Below are 25,224 nucleotides of genomic sequence, written 5' to 3' on the forward strand. Positions count from 1 at the left end.
GCGAAGCGCCGGCGCCGGGCCGGCGCGAGCTGCAGCACGCAAGCGCCGCGATGGCGAGATAGGGCAACGCGGGCGGGTTGAGTGGCCCCGAATGCCGCGGCCCGAAAGCCACGAACGCCCCCGGCCAGCCCGTGCTCCGCGCCACGGCAGCGGCTGTGCGGTGAGCCCCGACTGACTTCGCGAGCGCGATCCGGCATGCTCGCGCGACTTTTCCGGAAGTGACGCCCCACGTGTCGAGCATCGCGCTCTCCACCCGCCCCGACTACGGCAGCCGCGCCAGCCAGCAGCAGGCCATCCTGCGCAGCTATGCCGGCAACCGCGCCGAGGCCGCGGCCGAACCCGTGCGCACCACCGACACCGCTCGACCCGGCGGCGGCCATGCGCCCGAGGCCGAGGACGGCAGCGTGCTCAGCTACCTCAAGGCCGGCCGCAGCCTGCGTCTGAGTCTGGCCGGTGAGCCGCTCGGCCGGGGTCTCGACATTCGCGTCTGAGGCCGCCCGCTACCGGAAGCCGGCCGCGAAGACCTCGAACCACCAGCGCAGCGCGCGCAAACCGCGTGGTATCCTGCGCCCCCCGCGACGGCAGGCTCGCCACGCCGCGGACACCAGCAACACACAACGCGCCTGTAGCTCAGCCGGATAGAGTAGTGGCTTCCGAAGACACTACTCAGGCAGCCGAAGCGCGAGGTGGAGAGGCACAGCGGCTTTACTCTAAAGGGTGAGGCCGGGAAGGAAAAAGCTTTACAAAACGCGCCTGTAGCTCAGCCGGATAGAGTAGTGGCTTCCGAAGCCATTGGTCGGGGGTTCGAATCCCTCCAGGCGCGCCATTTTCCCTGTGACAGATCTGTGCCCTGGGTGTGCCGAACACCTGCAACCACCCTCCCCCGCTTTGAGTAAAGGCAGATCTGCCTGCCTTTCGCTGGCATCCGACGTGTCGCATTTCGCGGACGCTGAGCTCACCCTCAAGCGCGTGATCTCTCCTACAGCGCGGCGAGCCCTTGGTCTGCGGCCAGCCCCATCGATCCCTCCTCCCGGCGCGCGCTCCACGCGGCCGGAAAATTGGCGCGGTAGCCCTTGGCCTAAGCATGACCCAAGGCACTCGTTGTGCAGGACAATCGCAGGCGGCGCTTGCTGGCTGCGCCACCGTGTGTAGCTGTTGTGGAACGCAGTCGATCTCGCACGGTGAGACCTGGCGCAACCAGCGTTGCCCATTACCGTTCCCGCCCGCATGGGCTGCCCAAGGATGTGCTTGATGCCCCTGACCCTTCCCCAGCTTGAGCGTCATCTGTTCAAGGCCGCCGACATCCTGCGCGGCAAGATGGACGCCTCCGAGTTCAAGGAATACATCTTTGGAATGCTGTTCCTGAAGCGCTGCTCCGACGTCTTCGACCAGCGCCAGGAGGAAGTCATCAAGCTGCAGATCGAGGCCGGCCACAGCAAGCTGCAGGCCGAGATCACTGCCGAGAACCCGCGTTGGTACAAGAAGGAAGGCAGCTTCTGGGTGCCCAGCCAGTCGCGCTACCTGACCCTGGTCAACGAAGCTCACCAGAACGTCGGCGATCACCTCAACAAGGCGCTGTCCGGCATCGAGAGCGACAACGTCAGTCTGGATGGCGTGCTGGAGCACATCGACTTCACCCGCAAGGTCGGCCAGAGCAAGATCCCCGACATCAAGCTGCGTCAGCTGATCACCCACTTCGGCCTCTACCGCCTGCGCAACGAGGACTTCGAGTTCCCCGACCTGCTGGGCGCCGCCTACGAGTACCTGATCGGCGAATTTGCGGACTCCGCCGGCAAGAAGGGCGGCGAATTCTACACGCCGCGCTCAGTGGTGCGGATGATGGTGCGACTGATCAAACCCGAGCAGCGACACGCCATCTACGACCCCTGCTGCGGCTCCGGCGGCATGCTGATCGCGGCCAAGGAGTACATCGACGAGCACGGCGAAGACGGCCGCAAGGCCAACCTGTTCGGGCAGGAGTTCAACGGAACGGTGTGGTCCATCGCCAAGATGAACATGCTGCTGCATGGCATCAGCACCGCCAACCTGCAGAACGAGGACACCCTGGCCGAGCCGCAGCATGTCGAGGGCGGCGAGCTGCGGCGCTTCGACCGCGTGATCACCAATCCGCCGTTCTCGATCAACTGGGGCAACGCGGAGAAGAACGCAGACGGCACGCCGGCCTGGGCGCCCAGATTCCCCGAGCGCTTCCGCTTCGGCCAGGTGCCACTGGGCGCCAAGAAGGCCGACCTGATGTTCCTGCAGCACATGATCGCGGTGACGCACGACGGCGGCCTGATCGCCACCGTCATGCCCCACGGCGTGCTGTTCCGCGGCGGCGAAGAGCGCGTCATCCGCGCCGGCATGATCGAGAGCGACCTGCTTGAAGCGGTGATCGGGGTCGCCCCCAACCTGTTCTACGGCACCGGCATTCCGGCCTGCATCCTGGTGCTCCGCCAGCAGGTGCAGAACGGCGCGCAGCGGGTCAGCGGCAAACCGCCGGAGCGCCAGGGCAAGGTGCTCTTCATCAATGCCGACCGCGAGTTCTTCGAGGGCCGCGCCCAGAACCACCTGCTGCCCGAACACATCGAAAAGATCATCACCGCCTTCGACGAGTTCCGCGCCATCGAAGGCTTCTCGGCCATCGTTGATACGGCCACGCTGAAGGCCAACGACTACAACCTCAACATCCGCCGCTACGCCGACAACGCCCCGCCGCCGGAGCCGCACGACGTACGCGCCCATCTGGTCGGCGGCGTGCCCCAAGCCGAAGTGGCAGCCAAGGCCGCGCTGTTCCGGGCCCACGGCCTGGACCCGCTTGATCTGTTCCAAGCCCGTGGTTCCGGCGAAGGCGGGAATCCAGACCCGCGCGACGCCAACTACTTCGACTTCAGGCCCGAGCTGACGCAGCGCCAGCACCTCAAGCCGGCCATCGAAAGCAACCCCGGCCTCCTTGCCAAAGAGGCAGCCCTCCGCGCCGCCTTTGAGCAGTGGTGGGTGGCGCACAGCTCGCGCATCGTCGCGCTGGCCGGTGAGGCGGACAGCCCTGCCCGCCTTGTCGCCCTGCGCGCCGACCTGTTGACCAGCTTCAGCGGAGCCCTGGAAGGCGTCGGCCTGCTGGACCCTTTCCAGGTGCGCGGCATCGTCGCCGGCTTCTGGTACCAGACCAAGTACGACGTGCTCACCCTGATGGCGCGCGGCGCCCAGGGCGTCATGGACGCCTGGCGCACCAGCATCGTCACCGCGCTCGACGACAAGGCCAGCAAGGACAGCCCGCTGGAACATCGGCTGGTCCGATTCCTGATGAGCGACTTTGTCGAGGCCATCAACGCGCTGGAAGCCAAGAAGGCCGAGCTGGACGGCCGGATCAAGGCCGCCAGCCCCAAGGATTCGGACGGCGAGGAAGGCGAAGCCGCCGAAGCCTTGGAAGAGGACGCCGAGGACGAGAACGCGGTTGACGAAGCCCAGCTCAAGGCCTGGAAGAAGGAGCTCAGCGCCCTGAAGAAGCAGCTCAAGGCAAAGCAGGAGAGCTTCACCGCGCACCTGAACGCTGCGGTGGATGAGCTCTCAGCCGAACAGGCCGCCGAACTGCTGCTGACCATCCTGCACCACGACATGCGCGCGATCGTCGAGCGCTATGTCGCCGCGCAGCGCAAGGCGATCGTTGCCGCGTTCGAAAACTGGTGGGACAAGTACCGAGTGACGCTGACCGAGATCGAGGGCAAGCGCGAAGCGGCGGCGCAGGCGCTGCAGGGGTTCTTGAGGGGATTGCGGTATGTCTGAATGGCCCGAACTAAGCATCTCGGAGCTCGCCACAATCGAGATTGGCGGCACGCCATCGCGGGCAATTCCCGCGTTCTGGGCTGAGAAGCCCAGTGGCTACCCTTGGATCTCAATTGCCGACCTGAAGGGGAAGTACGTTTCCAATACCAAGGAGCACATCACCTCCCTTGGAGTGAGATCCAGCAACGTCAAGCTCATTCCCGATCGGACTACGGTGATGAGCTTCAAGCTGACCGTTGGCCGTACTGCGATCACGGCGACGGAGATGTATTGCAACGAAGCAATCGCTATCTTTCAACCGAAGGATGGGCGGCTAGATGCTAGTTGGCTCTACCACGCACTACCGCGGGCAGCGGGCAGCGTCGTGACAGACACCGCAGTAAAGGGAGTGACCCTCAACAAGGCCAAGATGGCAGCGATGTCGTTGCGGCTACCGCCTCCAGCTGAACAAGCCAGTATCGCCCACGTCCTCGATACCCTCGACACCGCCATCCACGAAACCGAGGCACTCATCGCCAAGCTCGAAGGCGTCAAGCAAGGTCTGCTGCACGACCTGCTGACCCGCGGCATCGACGCCAACGGCGAATTGCGCCCACTCCAACCCGAGGCGCCGCATCTCTACAAGCCGTCGCCGCTGGGGTGGATTCCCAACGAATGGGACAGCAAGCAGCTTGCAGATTTGCTTGGTAACTTCGACCCAGCGATGCGTTCAGGCCCCTTCGGAAGTGCGCTGTTGAAGCAGGAGTTGGTTGACGCTGGAGTCCCACTGCTGGGAATCGACAATGTGCACGCAGAGCACTTCGTGGCGAACTACACACGCTTCGTGACCCACCGCAAGTTTTCTCAACTCGCACGCTATGCGGTTCGCCCAGGTGATCTGATGATTACCATCATGGGTACTGTCGGGAGGTGCTGCCTAGTACCGAATGATGTCGGACTAGCTCTATCGTCTAAGCACACGTGGACGTTGTCTCTGAACCGGGAAGCCTACTCCCCCTTCCTCGCGATGCTGCAGATCAACTACTCACCGTGGGTCTTAAGACACTTCGATAGCGATCAGCAAGGGGGCACGATGGCGGCTATTCGATCCGAGACCTTGAGAGCTGTTCGACTACCAGTCCCGCCGCGTAACGAACAAGACCTGATGGAAGAGCGCCTCCGTGAGGTTGGGTCACGAATCGAGTTGGAAGCTGCTTATCTCTCAAAGCTTGAGCTGGAGAAGACCGGCCTGATGGACGACCTCCTCACAGGCCGCGTCCGCGTCACGCCCCTGCTGGCCATCGAATCCGAAGGGAGCGCCTGAGCATGCGCCTGCTGCATTACATCGAGATCGAGAACTTCAAGCGCTTCGGCGACAGGCAACGGATCGAGCTGGACCATCCTGCGGTGCTGATCGGCCCCAACAACTGCGGCAAGACGAGCGCCATCCAGGCGCTCGCGCTGTGGTCGCAGGCGGTGCGCACCTGGTACGACGTGCGCAAGGCCTCCTCTGCCAAGGAGCGCACGGCCACTTCTCTGAACCGACTGAACATCGTGGCGGTGCCGGTCACGCGCACGCGCTTTTTCTGGCACAACACCCAGGTGCGCAAAGCCAACACCGACATACCCATGGTGCTGAGCGTAGGGGTGACATATCGGGGGCAGGTGCACACCTTGCCGATGCGCTTTCGCAGCCAGGGCGATGAGCTGGTGTACTGCACGCCGGACGAGTCGGTCATCGGTGATCTTGAGCTGATTCGCCACGCCGCCAGCCTGCGGGTGGAACTGCTCTACCCCATGTCCGGATTGGACATGGAGGAGCCCATTCTCCAGCCGGGCCGGGTGGACGTTCTGCTGGGGCAGGGCCGCACGGCCGACGTGCTGCGCAATCTGTGCCTCGCGGTGGCAAAGTCATCCGTGGATGACTGGGCGCGCGTGAGCCAGCTGATCCGGCGTCTGTTCAATGTGACCTTAGGCGAGCCCGAGGAGACTGCCCGCGGCACCATCGCACTGAGCTACCGCCAGCCAGGGGTCAAGGAGGCGCTTGATATCTCGTCTGCAGGGCGCGGCATGCTGCAGATGCTGCTGGTCTTCGCCTATCTGTACTCGCACAAGGGCAGCGTGCTGCTGGTGGACGAGCCGGATGCGCACCTGGAGATCCTTCGGCAGAAGCAGGTGTACGTACTGCTGCGCGACATCGCCAGCGAAAACGGCTCGCAGGTGGTGATGGTCACGCACTCCGAAGTGATCCTCGACGAAGCGCTGGATACCAACCTGACTCTGCTGCTGGAAGGCCGCGCCGACGATCTCGCCAAGAAGCAGGACATCCGCAACAGCCTGAAGCACTTCGGTGCAGACCATTACGTCAAGGCGCGCGAGCGCGGCTACGTGTTCTATGTGGAGGGCGGCACCGACGTAGACATGCTGCGCGGACTGGCTGAGCGTCTGCAGCACCCGGTGGCCACGCTCTGGGACGAGCGCATCAACAGCTTCTATGTGCAGAACAACTACCCGCTGCAGGATCTGGACGCCGAACTCGAGCGCGTGGAGGGCGGCTTTGGCCTGACCCCCCGTGAGCACTTCAAGGGGCTGCGCACTCTGCTGCCCGAGCTGAAGGGCTTGGCCATCCTGGATAACGATGGCCTCAGCCGTCAGGACAGCGACGAAGGCGCGCTACGGATTCGCTACTGGCGCCGCTACGAGGCGGAGAACTACTTCATTACGCCCGAGCTGTTGCGCGATTACGCCTACCGGCAGTACCCGGCCGACGACCTGTTCACTCAACACGCCCGCGACGAGGTGGATCAGGCACTGGCTGAAACGCTGCGTGACGAGGTGTTTGGTGGCAGCCAGGCGGACTACGACACCTGGGCCACCTCCCCCACCGATGCGGCCCGCCTGATCTGGGAGGCGCGAACCGAGCGGCGCAAGCTCAGCACCTTGGCTGAATCATTCTTTCGCCGCCTGGCGCAGCGGCTGGGCGGTGCCATGCTGCTGAGAAAGGGCGAACTGCACCGCCTGATCCCGCATGCACAGCTTTCCGCCGCTGCGGAGTCGGAGGTCCGCGCCAAGCTGGACTTGCTCCAACGTCTGTTCGAGCAGGCACGGAGCCATGATGAGATTGAGCGGACTTGAGCCTCGTCTTCAGCCGACGCTGAAGGCACGGCGTGACTGGGACTTCTGAGCGGGATGAGGGTCGCGATGATCCAGATCACGGAAGCCAATCTGCTGCAGGCCCAGGCCGAAGCCCTGGTCAACGCGGTCAACTGCGTGGGCTACATGGGCAAGGGCATCGCGCTGCAGTTCAAGCAGGCATTCCCGGCCAACTTTCGTCAGTACGAATCCGCCTGCAAGGCCGGCGAGGTGCAGCCCGGCCGCATGTTGATCCACGACAACGGCCGCCTGGCGCTGCCGCACTACATCATCAACTTCCCGACCAAGCGGCACTGGCGGATGCGTTCGCAGCTGGCGGATATCCGCGACGGCTTGGAAGCGCTGGTAGACGATGTGCGTCGCCTGGACATCCGCTCGATCGCCGTGCCAGCGCTGGGCTGCGGGCTGGGTGGCCTCGACTGGGAGGGGGTGCGCCCCTTGATCGAGCACGCATTTGCGGCGCTTCCTGAGGTGCAGGTTCAGCTCTTCGCCCCCGGGGCCGCGCCCACGGCCAAGAGCTTGCCCGTGCGCAGCGTGCGCGGTTCGCCGGCCAAAACCACACCGGAGCAGACGGATATGAGCCGATATGAGCTTTTATGAGCCGGATATGAGCTCGATATGCGTCGCCCCCTCGGGCGAAGCATCGCAGCCGAAGGGAGCACGCTGACCATGGGCTGGGAGCTTCAGGACGTCGAAAAGCCTTTCATGGCGCAGCTGCAGGCGCTGGGTTGGACCTCAGTGTCAGGCAGCCTGGACGAGGCCCCCTCGGGCGAAGCATCGCAGCCGAAGGGAGCACGCTGACCATGGGCTGGGAGCTTCAGGACGTCGAAAAGCCCTTCATGGCTCAGCTGCAGGCGCTGGGTTGGTCCGAAGTGTCAGGCAGCCTGGACGAGCCCGCCGCCACCGGCCGCTGCAGTTTTGCGGACGTGATCCAGGAAGGCGAGCTGCGCGAGCAGCTGCGCACACTGAACCTCGGCCCGGACGGCCGGCCCTGGCTGGACGACGCGCGTCTGTCGGAAGCAGTCGCTGCCATCACCCGGCTCGGTACGCCCAAGCTGATGGAGGCCAACCAGAAGGCCACCGAGCTGCTGATCAAAGGCCTGACTGTCGAGGGCCTGCCCGGCTGGGACGGCGGGCGCGGCCAGACGCTGCGCTATATCGATTGGGACACACCGACCAACAACCGCTTCACCGTCGTAAACCAGTACCGCGTCGACTGCCCGCCCGGTTTCAACAGTGGCAAGGCCTTCATCGTGCCCGACCTCGTGCTGCTGGTGAACGGCATCCCGCTGGTGGTGGTGGAGTGCAAGAGCCCCTCCATCCCCGAGCCGCTGGCCGAGGCCGTCGACCAGCTGCGGCGCTACAGCAATCAGCGCAAGGCGGCCTTCGAGATCGACGACAACGAGGGCAACGAAGCGCTGTTCGCCACAAACCAGCTGCTGGTGGCCAGCTGCGGCGACTTCGCCCGTCTGGGCTGCATCGGCGCGGACTTCGAGCACTACGCGGAGTGGAAAACGGTGGTGGGCCCGGACGGCTCCGGCAGCGAGCTCGAAACCGCCGAGGCGCTGGGCAAGCCTAGCCTGACGGAGCAGGAGCGGCTGATCGCGGGCGTGCTGGCTCCCGCGCACCTGCTGGACGTGGTGCGGCATTTCCTGCTGTTCATGCAGGTGGGTGGCCAGACCCTGAAGTCGGTGTGCCGCTACCAGCAGTACCGGGCGGTCAATCGTGCCATTGCCCGGCTCAAGACCGGCAAGACGCGGCTGCAACACGGTGAACACGACCAGCGTGGCGGCATCGTCTGGCACACCCAGGGCTCGGGCAAGAGCCTGACGATGGTGTTCCTGGTGCGCAAGATGCGGGCGGACGCGCAGCTGCGGCGTTTCAAGGTCATTGTCGTCACCGACCGCAAGGACCTGCAGAGCCAGCTGTCGGTGACCGCCACGCTCACCGGAGAGGTGGTCGAGGTGGCGGACAGCACGGCCGGGGTGAAAGCGCTGGCGCGTCGCAAGGGGCCGGGCCTGATCTTCGCCACCATCCAGAAGTACCGCGATGGCGACACCGCAAATGATGCGCCGCTCTCGGCCAAGGATCTGCCCAAGGTGCAAGAACCGAAATCCGGCTACAGGGCCGGCGACGGTGCCAGCGCCAGCCGCCTCGCCACGAGCAGCGCTTTCGAGGTCTTGAACGAGGACGACGGCATTCTCGTGCTGGTCGATGAGGCCCATCGCACCCAGGCCGGTGACCTGCACGCCAGTCTGCTCGCTGGGCTGCCCAACTGCGCGCGCATCGGCTTCACCGGCACGCCGATCATCATGGGTGAGAAGAAGCGCACCCACGAGATCTTCGGCGAGTTCATCGATCGCTACACGATCAAGGAAGCCGAGGCCGATGGCGCGACGGTGCCGGTGCTCTATGAAGGGCGCACCGCCAACGGCGCGATCAAGGACGGCGCCAGCCTGGACGAGCTGTTCGAGGATCTGTTCCGCCAGCACACGCCCGAAGAGCTGGAGGCGATCAAGCAGAAGTACGCCACCAAGGGCCACATCTTCGATGCCCCCGCGCTGATCGCCGAAAAGGCACGGGACATGCTGCGCCACTACGTCACTCACCTGCTGCCCAATGGCTACAAGGCGCAGGTGGTGGCCTACAGCCGGCTTGCGGCTATCCGCTATTTCGAGGCGCTGAAGAAGGCACGCGATGAGCTGCTGGCTGACGCCCAAGCATTGAGCCCCCAGGACAAGACCCTGGACGACGAGGCCCTGTGTCAACGACCGCCGAAGGTGCAGGCCGTGGTGCAGGCTTGGCGCTACCGCGAAACGCTCGCACAGATCGAGTTCGCGCCGATCATCTCGGGCAGCAACAACGATGACCCCGCGTGGAAGACGTGGACCGATGGCGCGCTACAGGAAGCACTGATCAAGCGCTTCAAGAAGCCCTTGTTCCATGCCGACGTCGCCAAGACCGACCCACTGGCCTTCCTGGTGGTCAAGTCGATGCTGCTGACGGGCTTCGATGCGCCCATCGAGGGCGTCATGTACCTGGACCGGCCGATCCGCGAAGCCGAGCTGCTGCAGGCCATCGCCCGCGTCAACCGCACGGGCTTCGGCAAGCGCTGCGGCATCGTGGTGGACTACTACGGCGTGGCCCAGCACCTGAAACAGGCGCTGGCGGCCTACGCCGACGAGGATGTGGAAGGCGCACTCGCCAGCCTGAAGGATGAAGTGCCCGTGCTGCGCGATCGCCACCTGCGCGTGGTGGATCTGTTCCGCCAGCGCGGCATCGATTCGCTGGACGACACCGAAGCCTGCGTCGAGGCCTTGGCCAGCGAAAAGCTGCGGGCTGAGTTCGCGGTCAAGTTGAAGGGGTTTCTCGCCTCCTTGGATACGGTGCTGCCGCGCCCGGAAGGGCTGCCCTACTCGGGTGACGCCAAACGGCTTGCCTACATCTACGCGCGGGCACGCAACCGCTACAAGGACACGCCAGTGCTTGGCAAGGATGTCGGCGCCAAGGTCCGCAAGCTGATCGACGACCACGTGATCTCGCTGGGCATCGACCCAAAGATTCCGCCGATCCAGCTGACCGACGCCGAATTCGACAGGCAGCTGGGGCGTGCTGCCAATGACCGGGCCAAGGCCTCCGAGATGGAGCATGCGATCCGCTCTCACATCCGCAAGCACGTGGATGAAGACCCGGTGCTCTATCGCAAGCTCTCCGAACGCTTGAACGAGATCCTGAGGACGCTGGGCGAGCAGTGGAACGAAGTCACCGCGCAGCTGCAGAAGATCATCGATGATTTGCGTACGGGCACGGCGAGCAACGCCGACACTCCCTCCGACTTGCCGCCCCACTGCGCGCCCTTCCTGCGCACGCTGCTGGATGTCGTAAGCACGGGCCACTCGCCGAACCCTGCGGAGCTTGTGCGGCTCAAGGATGTGACCGTCGAGCTCGTGGACATCCTGGTCGATGAGCTGAAGGGCAACGCCGACCTCTGGAAGCCACATCGACGGGCTGATCAGGAGAATCTCAACGGTCTGCTGTTCGATCACCTGATGCGGCTGCGGCCACCACTGGTCGACACCGACACGGCTGGCGTGCTGGCCGATAGGCTGTTGGAACAGGCGCGAGCGAGCCACGCCACGCTGGTGCGGGTGTGAGTCGATGAGCGTGTCGATGATTCCGCCCGTGCTTCAGGTGGACGATCTGCAGTTCGTCGTACGCCACAGTGTGCGTCGCAGAACGCTGCAGATCACGGTCGATCGAGACGGCGCCCTGCTGCTGTCGGCACCGCCCGATGTCGGCGAGGCAGTGCTGCGCGCTTTCGTGATGGATAAGCGCTTCTGGATCTACACCAAGCTTGCCGAGAAAGATCGGCTGCAGCGGCTGGTGCCGCGAAAGCAGTACGTCGGCGGCGAAGGCTTTCTTTACCTAGGGCGCAGCTTTCGGTTGAAGCTGGTCGATACCCAGGATGTGCCGCTGAAGCTGGCAGCGGGACGCTTCTGCCTGCGCCGGGATGCCCTTCCTGCCGCGCGCGAACACTTCGTGCGCTGGTACAGCGAGCGCGCCAGGGCTTGGCTGTCGAGCCGTGTGGCCGACTATCAATCGCGCATGGAGGTGGCACCAGCGGGCGTCAGGGTGCAGGACCTCGGGTACCGCTGGGGATCCTGTGGCAAGGGCGACTGGCTGTACTTCCATTGGAAGGCGATCCTGCTGCCCGCGCGCATCGCGGAGTACGTGGTGGTGCACGAAATCGCCCATCTGCATGAGCCGCACCACACGCCAGCGTTTTGGCTGCGGATTGAGCGCGCCATGCCGGACTACGAAAAGCGCAAGGCGTGGCTGGCCGAACATGGAATCGATGTGGAAGGCATCTGAGAACAATTGCGGACTGATTCACCAGGAACCACTTCGAGTTGCTGAGCCAATGGAAGGGACAGCGCGGCATGACTACAAGCCCAAGTGAAATCGCGCCCATGAAGAACTGAAGCACGTGTAAGTGCTCATGCATGCCTGGCCACAGGGTGTTCGGTACCCGACATGGGCTTGAGTCTCAGCGAGTTCGACTGGTTCTGGGTGGCCCAGATTTTTGGTCGTGCTTGCCGACACGCCCGGTAACCGGAGCGATAGAAGCGCTGGCCCAGAAGCGTGGACCGGAAGATGGAGGAAGGGCAGCGTCGAGCAAGCCCGCTTCACCGAGCCCATCTCGCGCACCGGGGCCCATGTGCCGTGAAGCGGCTGAAACGAAGGCATCGACAGATTCGTCTGACGTCGGTCATGGCACTGCCAGCTTGGGGACTCCACCCTGCGGCCTTCCCAACTCAGGAGTGGCCATGCGCGACCAGGATCTCCGCAGCTTCCTCAGCCTTCTGGAGCGCCGTGGGCAGCTGCAGCGCGTGGCCGCGCCCTTGTCGTCGGAGCTGGACACCACGGCGCTATCGCTGGAGGCGCTGCGTCGACAGGGACCTGCGCTGCTGATGCAGTGCGTGGACGGCGGGCCTCACCCGGTGCTCGGCAACCTGTTCGGTCACCGCAGCCGCATCGAGCTGGCGATGGCGGGTCGGCCGCTGGCCAGCCTGCGCGAGCTGGGCGCGCTGCTGGCGAGCCTCAAGGAGCCGCGCTGGCCGGGCTCGCTGAAACAGGCGCTGCAGACCTGGCCCGAGCTGGCGCAGTTGGCGCACGTCGCGCCGCGCTCGGTCAGCAGTGCCGCTTTCGAGGAGATCACGCAGGAGGGCGAGGAGATCGATCTCGGGCGCCTGCCGATCCAGCGCTGCTGGCCGGGCGATGCCGGGCGCCTGATCACCTTCGGCCTGGTGATCACCCGCGGCCCAAGCCAGCCGCGCCAGAACATCGCGATCTACCGCCAGCAGCTGATCGCGCCGAACCGCGTGATCATGCGCTGGCTGCCGCATCGCGGTGGCGCCCTCGATTTCGCCGAGCATCGCCGACTGCATCCGCGGCGGCCGTTTCCGGTGGTGGTGGCAATCGGCGCGGACCCGGCCACCCTGCTGGCGGCGGTGGCGCCGGTGCCGGACACGCTGTCGGAGTTCGAGTTCGCCGGCCTGCTGCGCGGTGAGCGCTCGCGGGTCTGGCGCAGCCGGCACACCGGGCTCGACGTGCCGGCCGGCGCGGAGATCGTTCTGGAAGGTCATATTCAACCGGATGACGAGGCGATCGAGGGTCCCTTCGGCGACCACACCGGCTACTACAACGCGCAGGGGCTGTTTCCGGTGCTGACCGTCGAGCGCGTTCGCCTGCGCCGCGACGCGATCTACCACGCGAGCTACATGGGCCGCGCGCCCTACGACGAGCCCTCGGTGCTGGCGATGGCGCTGAACGAGGTCTTCGTGCCAATCCTGCAGAAGGTGTTTCCCGAGATCGTCGACTTCCACCTGCCGCCGGAAGCCTGCTCCTATCGGATCGCGGTGGTCAGTATCCGCAAGCAGTATCCGGGGCATGCCCGCCGGGTGATGATGGGGATCTGGTCGTATCTCCGGCAGTTCACCTACACCAAGTTCGTCATCGTCACTGATGACGACATCGATGTGCGCAGCTGGTCCGAGGTGATCTGGGCGATCAGCACCCGCGTCGATCCGGCCCGCGACAGTCTGATCGTCGAGAACACGCCAATCGACTACCTCGACTTCAGCAGCCCGGTACCGAATCTCGGCTCGAAGATGGGTCTGGATGCCACCCGCAAGCTCCGCGGTGAGACGGACCGTGCCTGGAGCGCCCCGATCGTTCCCGATGCGGACGTGGCTGCGCGCATGGCCGAGCTTTGGAAGAGCCTGTCGCGCACGGCGCGCGCCGAGTCCTGAGTCGTCGCGCCTGCCTCTGCGGGCGTAAGGCAGGCGTCGCAACGGTCACCGCAGCGGCCAGTCCGGGTGCTGGAACAGCTGGCCGTAGCGCTGCAGGCTGGCGTGCAGGGCGTCGTGCTCCTCGGCCGGGCTGGCGCCGGCCTCCAGCCGCTGTGCCGACTGCAGCAGCTCGGCCAGAATCCCGTGCAAGGCAGCATCCGCTTGCGGCTCAAGCTTGCAGTTCGCAAACAGGTAGCGGACCTGGGCTCGCAGCTCGGTCGCCAAGACCTTGGCCTCCCCACCATCACGAACGGCCGCTACGACGGCATCGAAGATCGCCCGCATGCCCTGGCGCAAGGGAGCATCGGAGGCCCAGCCACCCTCGGGTGCAGTGATGGGCGCGGCCAGTGAGGCATGGTTGTGGGGATCTTCATGCGCATGCCCCTGCAAATCAGGTCCGGATTGGGATTCGGATTCGGATTCGGATTCGGATTCGGAAGAGCTTGATTCTTCTTGGAGACTTGCGGGCTGCGGCCTGCCGGGATCGCCCGGACCAGGCCCCGCATGAAGCGCAAGCGAAGTTTGGAGCGCCAGCAGCATGGCAACCAGATGGACGGACGAGATGCGAAGCGACAGAGCTTTCATTCAGGCGACCTCCAATTTGTTGGTCAAGGTTGAAGGGGCCTGTTCGACCAGATGGGTTCGCCCATCGCGGATCTGGTACAGGCGCGGAAAGCTGGGGATGATCTTTTCGTCGTGCGTAACCACGATAACCGCCGTGCCGTATCGACGCGCCATGGCCGAGAGCAGGGACACCACCGCGAGCGCCCGGGCGCCATCAAGCGGCGCCGTCGGTTCATCGGCAAGAATCACGGGGGGATGGTTCACCAGCGCACGAGCGATGGCCACCCGCTGCTGCTCGCCGCCCGACAGCTGGCTCGGCATCGCGCGCGCGCGATGCTCGATCTCCAAGGCGGCGAGCAGCGCCTGCGCGCGACGCCGGGCTTCGGCATTGCGCACGCCCGCCAGCATCGGCAAGAGCGCCACATTGTCGGTCACGTCGAGAAAGGGCAGCAGGTAGGGCTGCTGGAAGATGAAGCCAATCCGATCCCGTCGCAGCGCTGTCAGGTCGGCTACCTTCCAGCCATCCCGGTAGAGCACCTGCCCGCCCAACAACATCTCGCCGCCGCTGGGCTCGATGACGGCCCCCAGGCACTTGAGCAGGGTGGACTTGCCCGAGCCGGAGGGCCCCACCAGTCCGACCAGTTCGCCGGGAGCGACGACCATGTCGCAACCGCGCAGGGCATCCACTGCCGTGTCGCCACTGCCGTAACGTTTGCGCAATCCACGCAGCTCGATGCCGGGTGCCTGCTCTGCGTTCATGCTCATCCTCCGATCGCTTCGGCCGGGTCGACCGTCAGTGCCGCGCGGATGGCGAGTGCCGATGCCAGGGCACACACCACCAGCGTCAGCGCCAGTGCGCGCAGCGAGTCTTCCGGAATCAGCAGAACGAATTTCGGGAAGTACGGGGCCCACAAGTGTGCGCTGATGCGGCCAGAAGCGAAGCCGATCAGTCCGAGCGCCAGCGCTTGCTGCAGGATCATCAGGGCGATCGTGCGGTTACGCGTGCCGATCAGCTTGAGCACCGCGATCTCGCGCAGCTTGCCGAGAGTCAGGGTGTAGATGATGAAGGCCACGATGGCCGCACTGACGATCGCGAGGATCACGAGGAACATCGCGATCTGCCGCGCCGAGGTCGCGATCAGTTTCGCGATCAGGATGTCCTGCATCGCCGCGCGGTCGTGCACGCCAAGTGCCAGCCCCTCGCGAATGGCGCGTGTCACGGCTTGGGCGTCCGCGCCCGGAGAAAGTCGGACCAGCACCGTGTTGACCGAGCCCGTGCTCTGCTGCAAGGCGTCGATGGCCGAGCGGACGTCCTCATTGACGCCGGCCAGCGCGGGCAGAAGGTCAGTTCTTGCGCGTTGGGCGCGCACGGCTTCGGGGTCTCGCCGATACTGCGCTTCCTGTGCATCCGGAAGGTTCACGAACAGCATCGGATCGCCCCCCGAGGACACCATGCGTCGAGTCAGCCCGACGATCGTCAGCGGCTGCCGGCGCAGCCAGACGGTGTCGCCAAGGTTGAGACCGCTGGCGATGTCGACGACCGCCTCGAAGCGCCGGGCGGTGGGCAGGCGCCCGGCGATGAGCTGTGGCGGTTGGCCGGGCAGCAGCGCCTGCTGCAGCTCGATGCCCACCAGCATCACCCGCAGATCGCGCTGCCCATGGCGCACCTGCAGCGTGAGGTAGATGGCGTTGGCCGCAGCCTCCACGCCCGGCAGCGACGACAGGCTGGCACGCAGATCGTCCGGAAGGGCAGAAGGCTCGGCCCAGGGACCCAACGTGTCCTTCTGGACCACCCAGAGATCGGCACCGCTGCCATCCAGCAGGGCCTGAGCATCATCCACCATCCCGCGATACACGCCCGCCATCGTCAGCGTGACCCCCAGTAGCAGGCCGAGACCCAGTCCGGTGAACAGGAAGCGCCCCCAGGCGTGGGCGATATCGCGGCCGGCGAGGCTGATCACGGCAGCGGCTCTTCGCGCACGTTCAGCGTCTGCCCCTCGCTCAGAGGGCGCGGGCGATAGCTCACCACCGACGCGCCGGGCTCGAGGCCCGAGCGGATTTCGATCCAGCCATCGGCGCTGCGGAGACCGCTCTCCACAACCGCAAACCGTGCGCGGCCGTCCTCCACAACCCAGACTCCGGTTCGCCCCGCGTCGACGACCAGCCCGCTCGCGGGAACCGCAACCTCAACGGGCGTGGCTTGGGTCGCCACCTGCAGTTCGACGCGCTCTCCGAGAGGAAGATCAACGTCTGGCGGTAGGCTGATGCGCGCCTGCCGTTCTTCGGTGATCGCATCGGCGACCAGCTCGATGCGCTCGACGCGCCCCTGCAGGATCGAACCCAGCGAACGCGCCCGTACCTCCACAGTATCGCCTACGGCCAACGCGGCCGCCGCACGCTGATCGAAGCGCGCCAGCACAATGCGATCCGCGGGGTCGGCGAGCTCCAGCAGGGTCTGTCCTGATTGGACGGTGCTCCCGGGGTCCACCCGTCGCGCCAGTACCTGTCCGGCGCGGGCGGCCCGGATCCGCAAATCTTCGCGCTGTGCTTCCAGCGCCGCGAGCTCGGCCCGCACGCGCTGCAGTTCGGCTTCGGCCTGGCCCAGCTGGGCCCTGGCCACATCGAGGTCTGCGGCAGCCACCTGCGCGGCCTGCTCGACCTCTTCCAGCGCTTCGGTGCTCACAAGCGCCCGCTCTGACAGAAGGCGATGGCGCGTCCGCTTCGCCTGCGCGAATGCCTGTCGCGCTTCGGCCTGCCGCTGCTGAGCCTGCGCAAGTGCGATCTGCTCCTGCGCCCGCTGCACCGCACCCTGCTGTGCCTGCACCTTGGCGTCGAGGTCGACGGGGTCCAGCTCAAGCAGCAACTGACCTTCGACCACCACATCGCCGACGTCGACATGAACGCCCAGCACCCGGCCTGGTACGCGACTGCCGATGCGCTCCCGCTGCCGCACATCAAGCTCACCGGAGCCACTCAAGGCAGGTGCCAGTAGCCGCGCCTGTGCAGTGGCAGTCTGCACGCTGACCGGCGCCATCGGCCCCGCCCGCAGGGCGACCCAGACAAGTCCAGTGGCCAAGGCGAGCAACGGCAGCGCAATCCTCAGGCGCGCGGGAGTCAGTACTTTCATGTCTGCGTTCCCAGCCCACACCACAGGGTGTCGAACACGCCCGCAGCCTGCGCGGAAATCTGCTCGGGTGCGTTGGATATCAAGGCCTGCACCACGAGGCCCTGCAACGCGCCGAGCAGGAGGTTGACGACCATCGCGGGCACCAGCGTCGCGCGCAGTTCCCCTAGTGCCTGTGCCTTGACGACGTAGCCGGCCAGGCGTTCCGAGTAGCGCGCCACGAGGCCACGCGTCCGCAGCTTGGCAGGCGATTCGCCGGCGGCCTGCAGCTCCGACAGCATCAGCCGGGGCGCACCCGGAAAGTCTGCAAGGAATCGGGCATGGGCCTCGAACATTGCAGCGAGTGCCGCGCGTGGCGTCGAGGCGCTGGCGGCTGCCGCTTCGACTCGCCGCGTCAGTTCCTGTTCGATCCAGTCGACTGCATCGGCCCAGAGCGCAGCCTTGTCCGGATAGTGACGGAACAGCGCGGCATGGCTCACGCCCATCTGTATGGCAACGGCCGCAGTGGTGATCTGACGCGGATCGGCGTTCCGCGCAAGTTGGATCAGCGCTTGAACACTGGCAGCGCGGCGTTCGTCGGCAGAGAGGGGGAGGGCGCGGCTCATGTGCATCTCCAGAAGTAAGTGAATACTCACTCTGTATCGCTGGCACGTCAAGATGGAATGCAAGTCCTTGGCAGCCGTGCCGGCTCCCTCAATTGCCGCTGCGGAGCAAGCGCTGGCGTCCAACCAGGAAAGACGCTTCCCGGCGCTGTGGGACGTCTGAGCCTGAGACTTGCGAATCTCCAGACTGTCCACCTTGGTCGAAGCCCATGCATGCGCTTGACCCGCATCAGATCGCGCATGAGGCCTCAGCCTCAGGATGGGCCGCACACCCCGGTTGGCGCGTCCGGTTGGCACGCGATGTGCAGCGCAGTTCAGATCGGCGTAGAACAGGATCCGCGGACCCCGCCATGAACTACGAGAGCGCGAAGCCGTCCGAGATCGAGGCCGAAAGCCCGGTCACAAGGCTTGCCCCCAGCACGGTGGTGCGTGCACTCGACGAGCATGCGATCGTCGCAGTCACGGATCGCAAAGGGCGCATCCTCGAAGTCAACGATCGGTTTTGCGCGATCTCCGGCTACACCCGGGAACAACTGCTGGGCCAGGACCACCGCATACTCAACTCCGGCCGCCACTCGCGCCGCTACATGCGGGACATGTGGCGGACGATCCTGCGGGGCAAGGTCTGGCACGGCGAGTTCTGCAACCGCGCCCGCGACGGCCGGCTGTACTGGGTGCAAACCAGCATCGTGCCCGTGCCGGATGCGGATGGGCGGCTCGAACGCTTCGTCTCGATCCGCACCGAAATCACCGCGCAGAAACAGGCTGAGGCCTCTCTGGCCGAGAGCGAATCACGCTTTCGGCGTCTGTTCGAACAGTCAGCCGATGCCCTCCTGCTGCTGGATGCGGAGCACCATCAATTCGTGGAGATGAACGACGCTGCGGCCCGCATGCTCGGCTATGCCTCCGCAAAAGACGTGCAGCGCCTCTCGCCAGCCCAGCTTTCACCGCCCACGCAGGAGGACGGTGAGCCCTCGTTCGACAAGGCCGCCCGCATGATCCAGCAGGCCCTTGAACGCGGCACCCACCGCTTCGAGTGGCTGCACTGCAGCGAGCATCGCCCGATCTTCCCCGTGGAAGTCCTGCTGACCGCGATCACACTGGGCAAGCGCCAGCTGCTGTTCGTGACCTGGCGCGACATCACGGCCAAGCGCGACGAAGAGCGGTTTGTCGAAGCCAGCACCCGAAGCCTCGACCGCCTGGCTCGCGGAGAGCCATTGCAGGAGTGCGTGGCGCCGCTGTTCGAATTCGCTACGGCCCAACAGCCCGGGCTGGGCGCGGCACTACTGCAGCGCTCACGGTGGGGGTCTGGCCTACGTCTCATCCACGCCATTGGCCTGAGTCAGGACACGGCCGGCCACCTGCAGGTCATGCTGGCCCAGCCCGCTGCAGGCTGCTCGATGATCGAGCACGGCGAGTGCGCGCCCGACTGCCCCCAGCGTCGCTGTCGCCAGTATTTTGAACGGTTGCGCGCGGCAGGGCGCCTGCGCATCGAGCCTATCGATACTGGCACGGGCCAAGCACCCGGGCTCTTGTTGAGCGAAATCGTTGAAGGCGCGATCGATACCGCGCTCGACGCTTGCGCTTTCCGTGCGCGCTGGGTGGATCTCCTGAAACTGGTGCTAGAGCAGTCCGCGCTGCGCGAGGAGCAGGGCCTCTCGATGGCGGTCTTCCGGCATGGCGCGGAAGGCGTCCTGGTCTGCGATGCCGAAGGTCGCCTGCTGCTGGCCAACCCCGCCCTGGCCCGATTGGTTGGCGCCTCGACGCAAGCACTGACGCAGATGCAGCTCGCGGATCTCGTGGATGCCACGGGGGGCGCCTCCACAGTAAGCGGGGCGGTCGACTGCCGTGGCAAGCGCGCGGACGGTCGCGAGGCAATCTGGCGAACACTGCGAACCCCTCTTCCGCGCACCGCCGACGGGGCCGAGCTGCAACTCTGGATGCTCAGCGATGTGACCGCCGAACGTCAGCAGCGCGAACGCATCGAGCATCTCGCCTACTACGATGCGCTGACCGGGCTGCCCAACCGCAGCCTGCTGCAGGAGCGTCTGCATGAAGCCGTGCATCGTGCGGACGCGGAGGCCGGAGCGCTGGCTCTGCTGTATCTGGACCTTGACCGCTTCAAGGAGATCAATGACGGCTGTGGTCACGGCGTTGGCGATCAGGTCCTCCAGGCCCTGGGTGCGCGCCTGGGCCGGGCGCTGCAGCCGGGTGAATTGCTGGCAAGGATGGGGGGCGACGAGTTCATGCTGCTCGTGCCACGTGCAGGATCAGAGACGGCGATGGCGCGCGGCAGGGCATTGGTGGAGGCGATCAGCGAGCCACTGGGAGTCAGCGGCCGCAGCTTCAGCCTCGGCGCCAGCTGTGGGATCAGCCTGTACCCGAGCGATGCCCTCGACGGCGCCGAGCTGATGAAGCATGCCGATATCGCCATGTATGAAGCAAAGGCCGTGCGCGGCGCGGTGCGTCTCTACAGTCGTGAAGTCGGCACCAGCCTGAACCGACGGCTGCTGCTGGCGGATCGGCTCAAGCTTGCCTTGGCTGAGCGTCGCCTGCGCCTGCATTACCAGCCGCAGATCAGACTGGCGGATGCCGCTCTGCTGGGCGCGGAGGCTCTACTGCGCTGGCAGGAGCCGGATTTGGGTTGGGTCTCACCCACCGAGTTCGTTGACGTGGCCGAACGTGCCGGCCTGATGTCGGAGCTCGGTGTCTGGGTGCTGGATGCAGCGTTCAGCCAGTGGGCCCAGTGGCGGAGCCAGCGTCTCGGCCTGCCGGAGCGACTGTCCCTCAATCTCTCGGCCCTGCAGCTTCTCGATCCGGACTTCGAAACGCGCCTCGAAGCGCTGCGCGGTCGCCATGCCGTGGAGGCGGACCACATCGAGCTTGAGCTGACGGAGTCCAGCCTGATTGCGGATCCAGAGGCCGCCATCGCTCTGTTCGGTCGATTGGTGGGTGCAGGCTACAGCCTCGCCATCGACGACTTCGGCACCGGCTACTCCTCGCTGACCTACCTCAAGCGCTTGCCGGTGTCGCGACTCAAGATTGACCGCAGCTTCGTGCGCGACATGCTCGAAAACCCCAATGACCGCGCCATCGTCGAGACCGTGCTGGCGATGGCGCGCGCGCTGGGCCTTGGCACCGTTGCGGAAGGCACGGAGTCGGAAGCGACCACGCGCGCCCTCGCCGACCTGGGCTGCGATGCCGCACAGGGCTATTACTACTCTGCCGCGCTCAGCGCGGATGCGTTCGCCGAGCGCTGGCTTAAGCAGGTCGACCCCGAACCGGCGCGATAGACGGGATCAAGGCGAAAGCACTGCGCGCGAGCAGGGACTCGTCGATTCGCCAGCCTGCAGTGGTCCGGCAGACTGGGAATCGGCGGAATACAGCGAGCTGTGCAGGCGTTTTCTCAGCGTGGTTGCCTTCTGCCGCACTCGACTCCCAGCTCGCATCCGCTGCTTCGACAGGACTCAGCCGCCGCAGCACCCACCGCAGCAGTCGCTACGCTCTGCCGGCTCGGCAGCGGCCGCCACCGGCAATGCCGCAGCGTGCAGCACCTTCAGAACCGTGGCTTGATCGAGCTGAGAGTGGACGCGCAGCGCTCCGCCGGCGGCATCAAATTCCACCTGAGCGGTCTCATCGTGAGCGCTAAGGGCGCGGCGCGCCTGTTCAATCAGCGCGGCGTTGGGTGTGGTCTGGCTCATGCTTGTTCTCGTTCTGATGTGGACAATCGCGCGGTGTCGGGGCGTATCGACTGGATTCGTCGCGCGGCGCTACGAGCGTGGGACACGGCGGATCCAGCTGCGCTGATCCAGATCAGTCTTCTCTTCCATAGCGCGCGGCTCAGCCATCTGAAAGCCCGCAGGGGCGCATTCGACCGCCGGCGCAGCCAAGGCTTGACCGGGGTCAATGGCTGGCGACGTACGATCAGCACCATAGGCACCACAACCCGCTCCATCAAGAAATCAAGGAAACCGGATGTCCCTGGAAAACTTCGACGACCTGCTCGCCGAGTCGCGGCGCCAAGCCGAGCCGCAGCGCCTCCTGCTGGTGTTCGCGCAGGCCGAGCTCCCACCGGACGCTACGGTCGACGAGCGCGAGGCCTTCAAGCGCGGCGAAGGCGGGGCTCTGGCCCCTTCCGTGTGCGTGGACAAACTGCCCGAGGAAATCGGCACCTTCGCCGCGCTCATCGACGAGGCCCGATCGATTGGTGTCCACTGGGACGTGATCTTTGTAGCCGCCATGGGCGGACGCGGTGGGCACGCGCCCAACAGCGATGAAGCCGTGCAGCCGCTGCGCATGATGGTCGAACAGATCAAGGGTGGCCGCATCGGCCGATTCCTCTGCGTCGACAGGCAGGGTCAACTGGTGCAGTTGCAGCGGGCCGGCTAGTTCAAGCCCGCGGTGGTGGGCGGCCTCTTGCCGAGGTCACTGGCCCCCGTACACCGGACGCCACGGCTGCTTGCGCCACGCTGCCTACGCCGCGCTGCAGCTTGCGCATGACTGGCCCGAAGCGCATGGTGGCTGGCATGTCTTTTCGATGCCCGTCGGAGACCTGCCATGCACAGCGACACTGCGAATACCCCGCACTCCAGCCTGCCTTCCTGGCTGTCCCCCGAGACCCGCGGCAATCAACCGCTGTGGCGGATCTTCTGGATCTACGGCGTCGCCTGCAGCCACCTGCTGTTCGTAGCGCTTCTGTGGCTCTTCAACCGCGTCGACAGCCCACTGTATGCTCTGCTGCTGGTTGGCTTCGTCGGGTACTCACTGCTGATCACCCGGCTGGTCTGGACCAACGCCCACAACGTTCGCGACGAGCAGCGCGGTGTCATCGCGCGCTTCCTGACCGTCGCCTGGGCGCTGAATGCGATCCTAGTGTCCGCCTTCCTTCTGCTGTCGCATCTTGGCGGACACGCACTGCCGCTGCTCGGCGGCTGACGTCAGGTGGTTGCCCCGCCTGGAATACGCAATGGCTGATCTGCATCAGCGCGTTGAACTATGCGCGCCCTCAGACTCGGTTCTTTCCGAAAGAGGAGAGCTCCGATGCAGATCCAGTGCGTGGCCGTGCAGGACAGTCCTTATCCCTTCGACGCGCGCGGCATCGCCAAGCGCTTTCGCCACGCTGCGATCTTCGGTGCCCTGGATGCCCTGCATCCAGGCGAAACCATGCGCTTCGTCAATGACCATGATCCCCTGCCCCTGCTGCGTCAGCTTCAGGAGCGCTACGGCGAGCGGCTCAACGTCAGTTACGTGCAGCGCGAAACCGGCGCCATTGTGATCGACTTCATAGTCCAGGCCTGAGGCCATTCGCGCTCCGGCATGGGAGGAGCGGCAGTTATAGAAGTGAGAATCGAAAGACCGGGTGTGCGCGTCGATAGCCGAGATCTTGAGGCACACCTGAAGGATATCGACCCGTCGTCGATGCTGGACCTCGAACCTGCGAGCGGCGCGCTGCGCATTTCCACGGTGATGCCCACGCAGGAGCTCCTGCACGCCTTGCGTGCGGGCGGCATCTCTATCGGGCCCGAGGCGCTGATCCATCTACCCTCGGTCTGCTGCGGCGGCTGCAGCGGCTGAGCCCAACGAAGACGCGCCTCGAACATATCGGCGCTCTGAGCGCAGGCACTGTGTGCGGCGACGCGGCGAGCGTCGCGATACGCCTACACAACGCTCTAGTGGAAGACACCCGAACATACCCTAGGCCTCGCCCGAAGGCGTCACCTCCGCCGCGGAGCATTGACCAGCGAACCAAGCGCCTCAGCGCTTGGTTCGCGGCCACCCCGAACATGAGCAAGCGAGTAGCGACACCGTTCCGCTCAGCCTTGCCTTGTCTGCATGATCTCCGGCAGATCGGTCTCGCGGCTGAGTTGCGGGTTGCGGGCCAGTTCCATGCGGCGGATTGCAAAGTGCATCCAAACCAGGGCCGCTGCGACCAGCACGAAGAGCAGCATGAAGCAGCTGGTCCACACGCCCAGCAGATCGTTCAACGCGCCGAAGGTGATCGGCAGGATGAAGCCGCCAAGGCCCCCGATCATGCCAACCACGCCGGCCACCGAGCCAACGTTGTCGGGGTAATAGACAGGGATGTGTTTGTACACCGCCGCCTTACCCAGCGACATGAAAAAACCCAGCACGAACACCAGCACGGTGAAGGGCAGTACGCCCATGGCGAGCGTGAACTCAATTGGGCCCTTGATGCCCTGAACCACATAGGAGGTGGTCGGATACGACAGCAGGAAGGTACAGATCACCGAGCCAATAAAGGTCCAGTACATCACTTTGCGCGCGCCGTACTTGTCCGACGCCCAGCCGCCAACGATGCGGAACAGGCTCGCGGGAATCGAATACGCTGCAGCAATCATGCCCGCCGTCGCAAGGTCGAGACCGTAGGCACCGACCAGATAGCGCGGCAGCCACAGGGCAAGCGCGACGAAGGCGCCGAACACGAAGAAGTAGTACAGCGAGAAGCGCCAGACCTGCAGATTCTTCAGCGGTCGCATCTGCACCATGAAGGGCACCGGCTGGACGCCGCGCGCGCGTCGTTCGACCAGGTCGGGCTCGTCCTTGGTGGTCAGGTAGAACAGCACCGCGGCGACTGCGAGCGCCACCGCCCAGATCTGAGCCACGCCCTGCCAGCCCATCGCCACCATCACCAGCGGCGCCAGCAGCTTGGTGACAGCCGAACCGATGTTGCCGGCACCCACGATGCCCAGTGCGGTGCCCTGGCGTTCCTTGGGAAACCACTTCGACACGTAGGTAATGACCACCGTGAAGCTGCCGCCGGCGATACCGATTCCGAGTGCCGCCACCAGATACATGGTGTAGGTATGCGCGTAGGTCAGCAGCCAGGTGGAAATGGCGCCGGCCAGCATGACCCCGGTGAACACGATGCGACCGCCAAACTGCTCGGTCCACACGCCGAGGAAGATGCGCGAGAGCGAACCCGTCAGGATCGGCGTGGCCACCAGCAGGCCGAACTCGGTGTCATTGAGTCCGAGTTCCGCCTTGATCTGGACGCCGATGATGGAAAAGATCGTCCACACCGCGAAGCTGATGGTGAAGGCTGAAGTACCCGCCCAAAGAGCGGTCTGCTGTGCGCCACGGGGAACCGTCTGCGTATTCATGTCGGATTTCGGGGCAGGTGGAATTCGAAAACCTGCGCGTTGGCGCG

Annotated in this window: 20 protein-coding genes and 1 tRNA gene; 14 read left to right on the forward strand and 7 right to left on the reverse strand. The window is 65.3% G+C overall.

The window, feature by feature from the left end; translation table 11 throughout:
• Positions 1-230 precede the first annotated feature (230 nt).
• The 9 genes from Q0654_RS01705 to Q0654_RS01745 all read left to right on the forward strand — a co-directional run bounded on the left by Q0654_RS01705 (position 231) and on the right by Q0654_RS01745 (position 13,727).
• Positions 231-491, forward strand: a complete 261-nt coding sequence (locus Q0654_RS01705; RefSeq protein ID WP_298849844.1) for a hypothetical protein — start codon at positions 231-233, stop codon at positions 489-491.
• 258 nt (positions 492-749) lie between these two features.
• Positions 750-826: transfer RNA gene (locus tag Q0654_RS01710), tRNA-Arg, on the forward strand.
• Between the two features lie 425 nt (positions 827-1,251).
• A complete protein-coding gene (locus tag Q0654_RS01715; protein WP_298849846.1) occupies positions 1,252-3,783 on the forward strand; it encodes a class I SAM-dependent DNA methyltransferase in 2,532 nt (843 codons plus the stop codon).
• Positions 3,776-5,086, forward strand: a complete 1,311-nt coding sequence (locus tag Q0654_RS01720; protein ID WP_298849848.1) for a restriction endonuclease subunit S — start codon at positions 3,776-3,778, stop codon at positions 5,084-5,086. Before Q0654_RS01715 ends, Q0654_RS01720 begins: the two co-directional genes overlap by 8 nt.
• Before the next feature lie 2 nt (positions 5,087-5,088).
• Complete coding sequence (locus Q0654_RS01725; RefSeq protein WP_298849850.1) at positions 5,089-6,897, forward strand: ATP-binding protein; 1,809 nt, start codon at positions 5,089-5,091, stop codon at positions 6,895-6,897.
• Between the two features lie 66 nt (positions 6,898-6,963).
• The gene (locus Q0654_RS01730) at positions 6,964-7,515 is read left to right on the forward strand and encodes a macro domain-containing protein (protein ID WP_298849852.1); all 552 of its coding nucleotides are present in this window, start codon (positions 6,964-6,966) and stop codon (positions 7,513-7,515) included.
• A gap of 203 nt (positions 7,516-7,718) precedes the next feature.
• Positions 7,719-11,069 (forward strand): type I restriction endonuclease subunit R, encoded by a 3,351-nt coding sequence (locus Q0654_RS01735; protein ID WP_298849854.1) that lies wholly within the window; start codon positions 7,719-7,721, stop codon positions 11,067-11,069.
• Between the two features lie 4 nt (positions 11,070-11,073).
• Positions 11,074-11,787, forward strand: a complete 714-nt coding sequence (locus Q0654_RS01740) for a SprT family zinc-dependent metalloprotease (RefSeq protein WP_298849856.1) — start codon at positions 11,074-11,076, stop codon at positions 11,785-11,787.
• 455 nt (positions 11,788-12,242) lie between these two features.
• A complete protein-coding gene (locus tag Q0654_RS01745; RefSeq protein ID WP_298849858.1) occupies positions 12,243-13,727 on the forward strand; it encodes a UbiD family decarboxylase in 1,485 nt (494 codons plus the stop codon).
• A gap of 45 nt (positions 13,728-13,772) precedes the next feature.
• Here the strand turns inward: Q0654_RS01745 and Q0654_RS01750 are convergent, their stop codons facing one another.
• The 5 genes from Q0654_RS01750 to Q0654_RS01770 form a co-directional block, all read right to left on the reverse strand.
• Positions 13,773-14,063, reverse strand: coding sequence for a hypothetical protein (locus tag Q0654_RS01750; protein WP_298849860.1), 291 nt, complete (start codon positions 14,061-14,063; stop codon positions 13,773-13,775).
• A 288-nt stretch (positions 14,064-14,351) separates the two neighbouring features.
• Complete coding sequence (locus tag Q0654_RS01755) at positions 14,352-15,089, reverse strand: ABC transporter ATP-binding protein (protein WP_298849862.1); 738 nt, start codon at positions 15,087-15,089, stop codon at positions 14,352-14,354.
• 2 nt (positions 15,090-15,091) lie between these two features.
• Entirely contained in the window at positions 15,092-16,291 is a 1,200-nt protein-coding gene (locus Q0654_RS01760; RefSeq protein ID WP_298849864.1) for an ABC transporter permease, read from the reverse strand.
• Entirely contained in the window at positions 16,288-17,364 is a 1,077-nt protein-coding gene (locus tag Q0654_RS01765) for an efflux RND transporter periplasmic adaptor subunit (RefSeq protein WP_298849866.1), read from the reverse strand. Before Q0654_RS01765 ends, Q0654_RS01760 begins: the two co-directional genes overlap by 4 nt.
• Positions 17,365-17,453: 89 nt before the next feature.
• Positions 17,454-18,059: a TetR/AcrR family transcriptional regulator gene (locus tag Q0654_RS01770; protein WP_298849868.1), complete on the reverse strand. Its 606-nt coding sequence runs from the start codon at positions 18,057-18,059 to the stop codon at positions 17,454-17,456.
• Positions 18,060-18,406: 347 nt separating this feature from the next.
• Here Q0654_RS01770 and Q0654_RS01775 point away from each other — a divergent pair, with 347 nt between their 5' ends.
• Positions 18,407-21,349 carry an EAL domain-containing protein gene (locus Q0654_RS01775; protein ID WP_298849870.1) on the forward strand — a complete coding sequence of 981 codons (2,943 nt, stop codon included), beginning with the start codon at positions 18,407-18,409 and terminating at the stop codon, positions 21,347-21,349.
• Positions 21,350-21,523: 174 nt separating this feature from the next.
• Here Q0654_RS01775 and Q0654_RS01780 read toward each other — a convergent pair whose 3' ends face one another.
• Complete coding sequence (locus tag Q0654_RS01780; protein WP_298849872.1) at positions 21,524-21,757, reverse strand: hypothetical protein; 234 nt, start codon at positions 21,755-21,757, stop codon at positions 21,524-21,526.
• Between the two features lie 274 nt (positions 21,758-22,031).
• Here Q0654_RS01780 and Q0654_RS01785 point away from each other — a divergent pair, with 274 nt between their 5' ends.
• The 4 genes from Q0654_RS01785 (at position 22,032) to Q0654_RS01800 (ending at position 23,630) form a co-directional block, all read left to right on the forward strand.
• Positions 22,032-22,445 (forward strand): ribonucleotide reductase subunit alpha, encoded by a 414-nt coding sequence (locus tag Q0654_RS01785; RefSeq protein WP_298849874.1) that lies wholly within the window; start codon positions 22,032-22,034, stop codon positions 22,443-22,445.
• Between the two features lie 168 nt (positions 22,446-22,613).
• Positions 22,614-22,991: a hypothetical protein gene (locus tag Q0654_RS01790; protein ID WP_298849876.1), complete on the forward strand. Its 378-nt coding sequence runs from the start codon at positions 22,614-22,616 to the stop codon at positions 22,989-22,991.
• 105 nt (positions 22,992-23,096) lie between these two features.
• Positions 23,097-23,354, forward strand: coding sequence for a DUF2249 domain-containing protein (locus Q0654_RS01795; protein WP_298849877.1), 258 nt, complete (start codon positions 23,097-23,099; stop codon positions 23,352-23,354).
• A 63-nt stretch (positions 23,355-23,417) separates the two neighbouring features.
• A complete protein-coding gene (locus tag Q0654_RS01800) occupies positions 23,418-23,630 on the forward strand; it encodes a hypothetical protein (protein ID WP_298849879.1) in 213 nt (70 codons plus the stop codon).
• 239 nt (positions 23,631-23,869) lie between these two features.
• On the opposite strand, the gene Q0654_RS01805 is transcribed toward Q0654_RS01800, so the two are convergent.
• Positions 23,870-25,177: a nitrate/nitrite transporter gene (locus tag Q0654_RS01805; protein ID WP_298849881.1), complete on the reverse strand. Its 1,308-nt coding sequence runs from the start codon at positions 25,175-25,177 to the stop codon at positions 23,870-23,872.
• Positions 25,178-25,224: the final 47 nt, after the last annotated feature.

This window comes from uncultured Aquimonas sp. (assembly GCF_937888285.1).
In the GTDB taxonomy this organism is placed as follows: Bacteria; Pseudomonadota; Gammaproteobacteria; order Xanthomonadales; family Xanthomonadaceae; genus Aquimonas.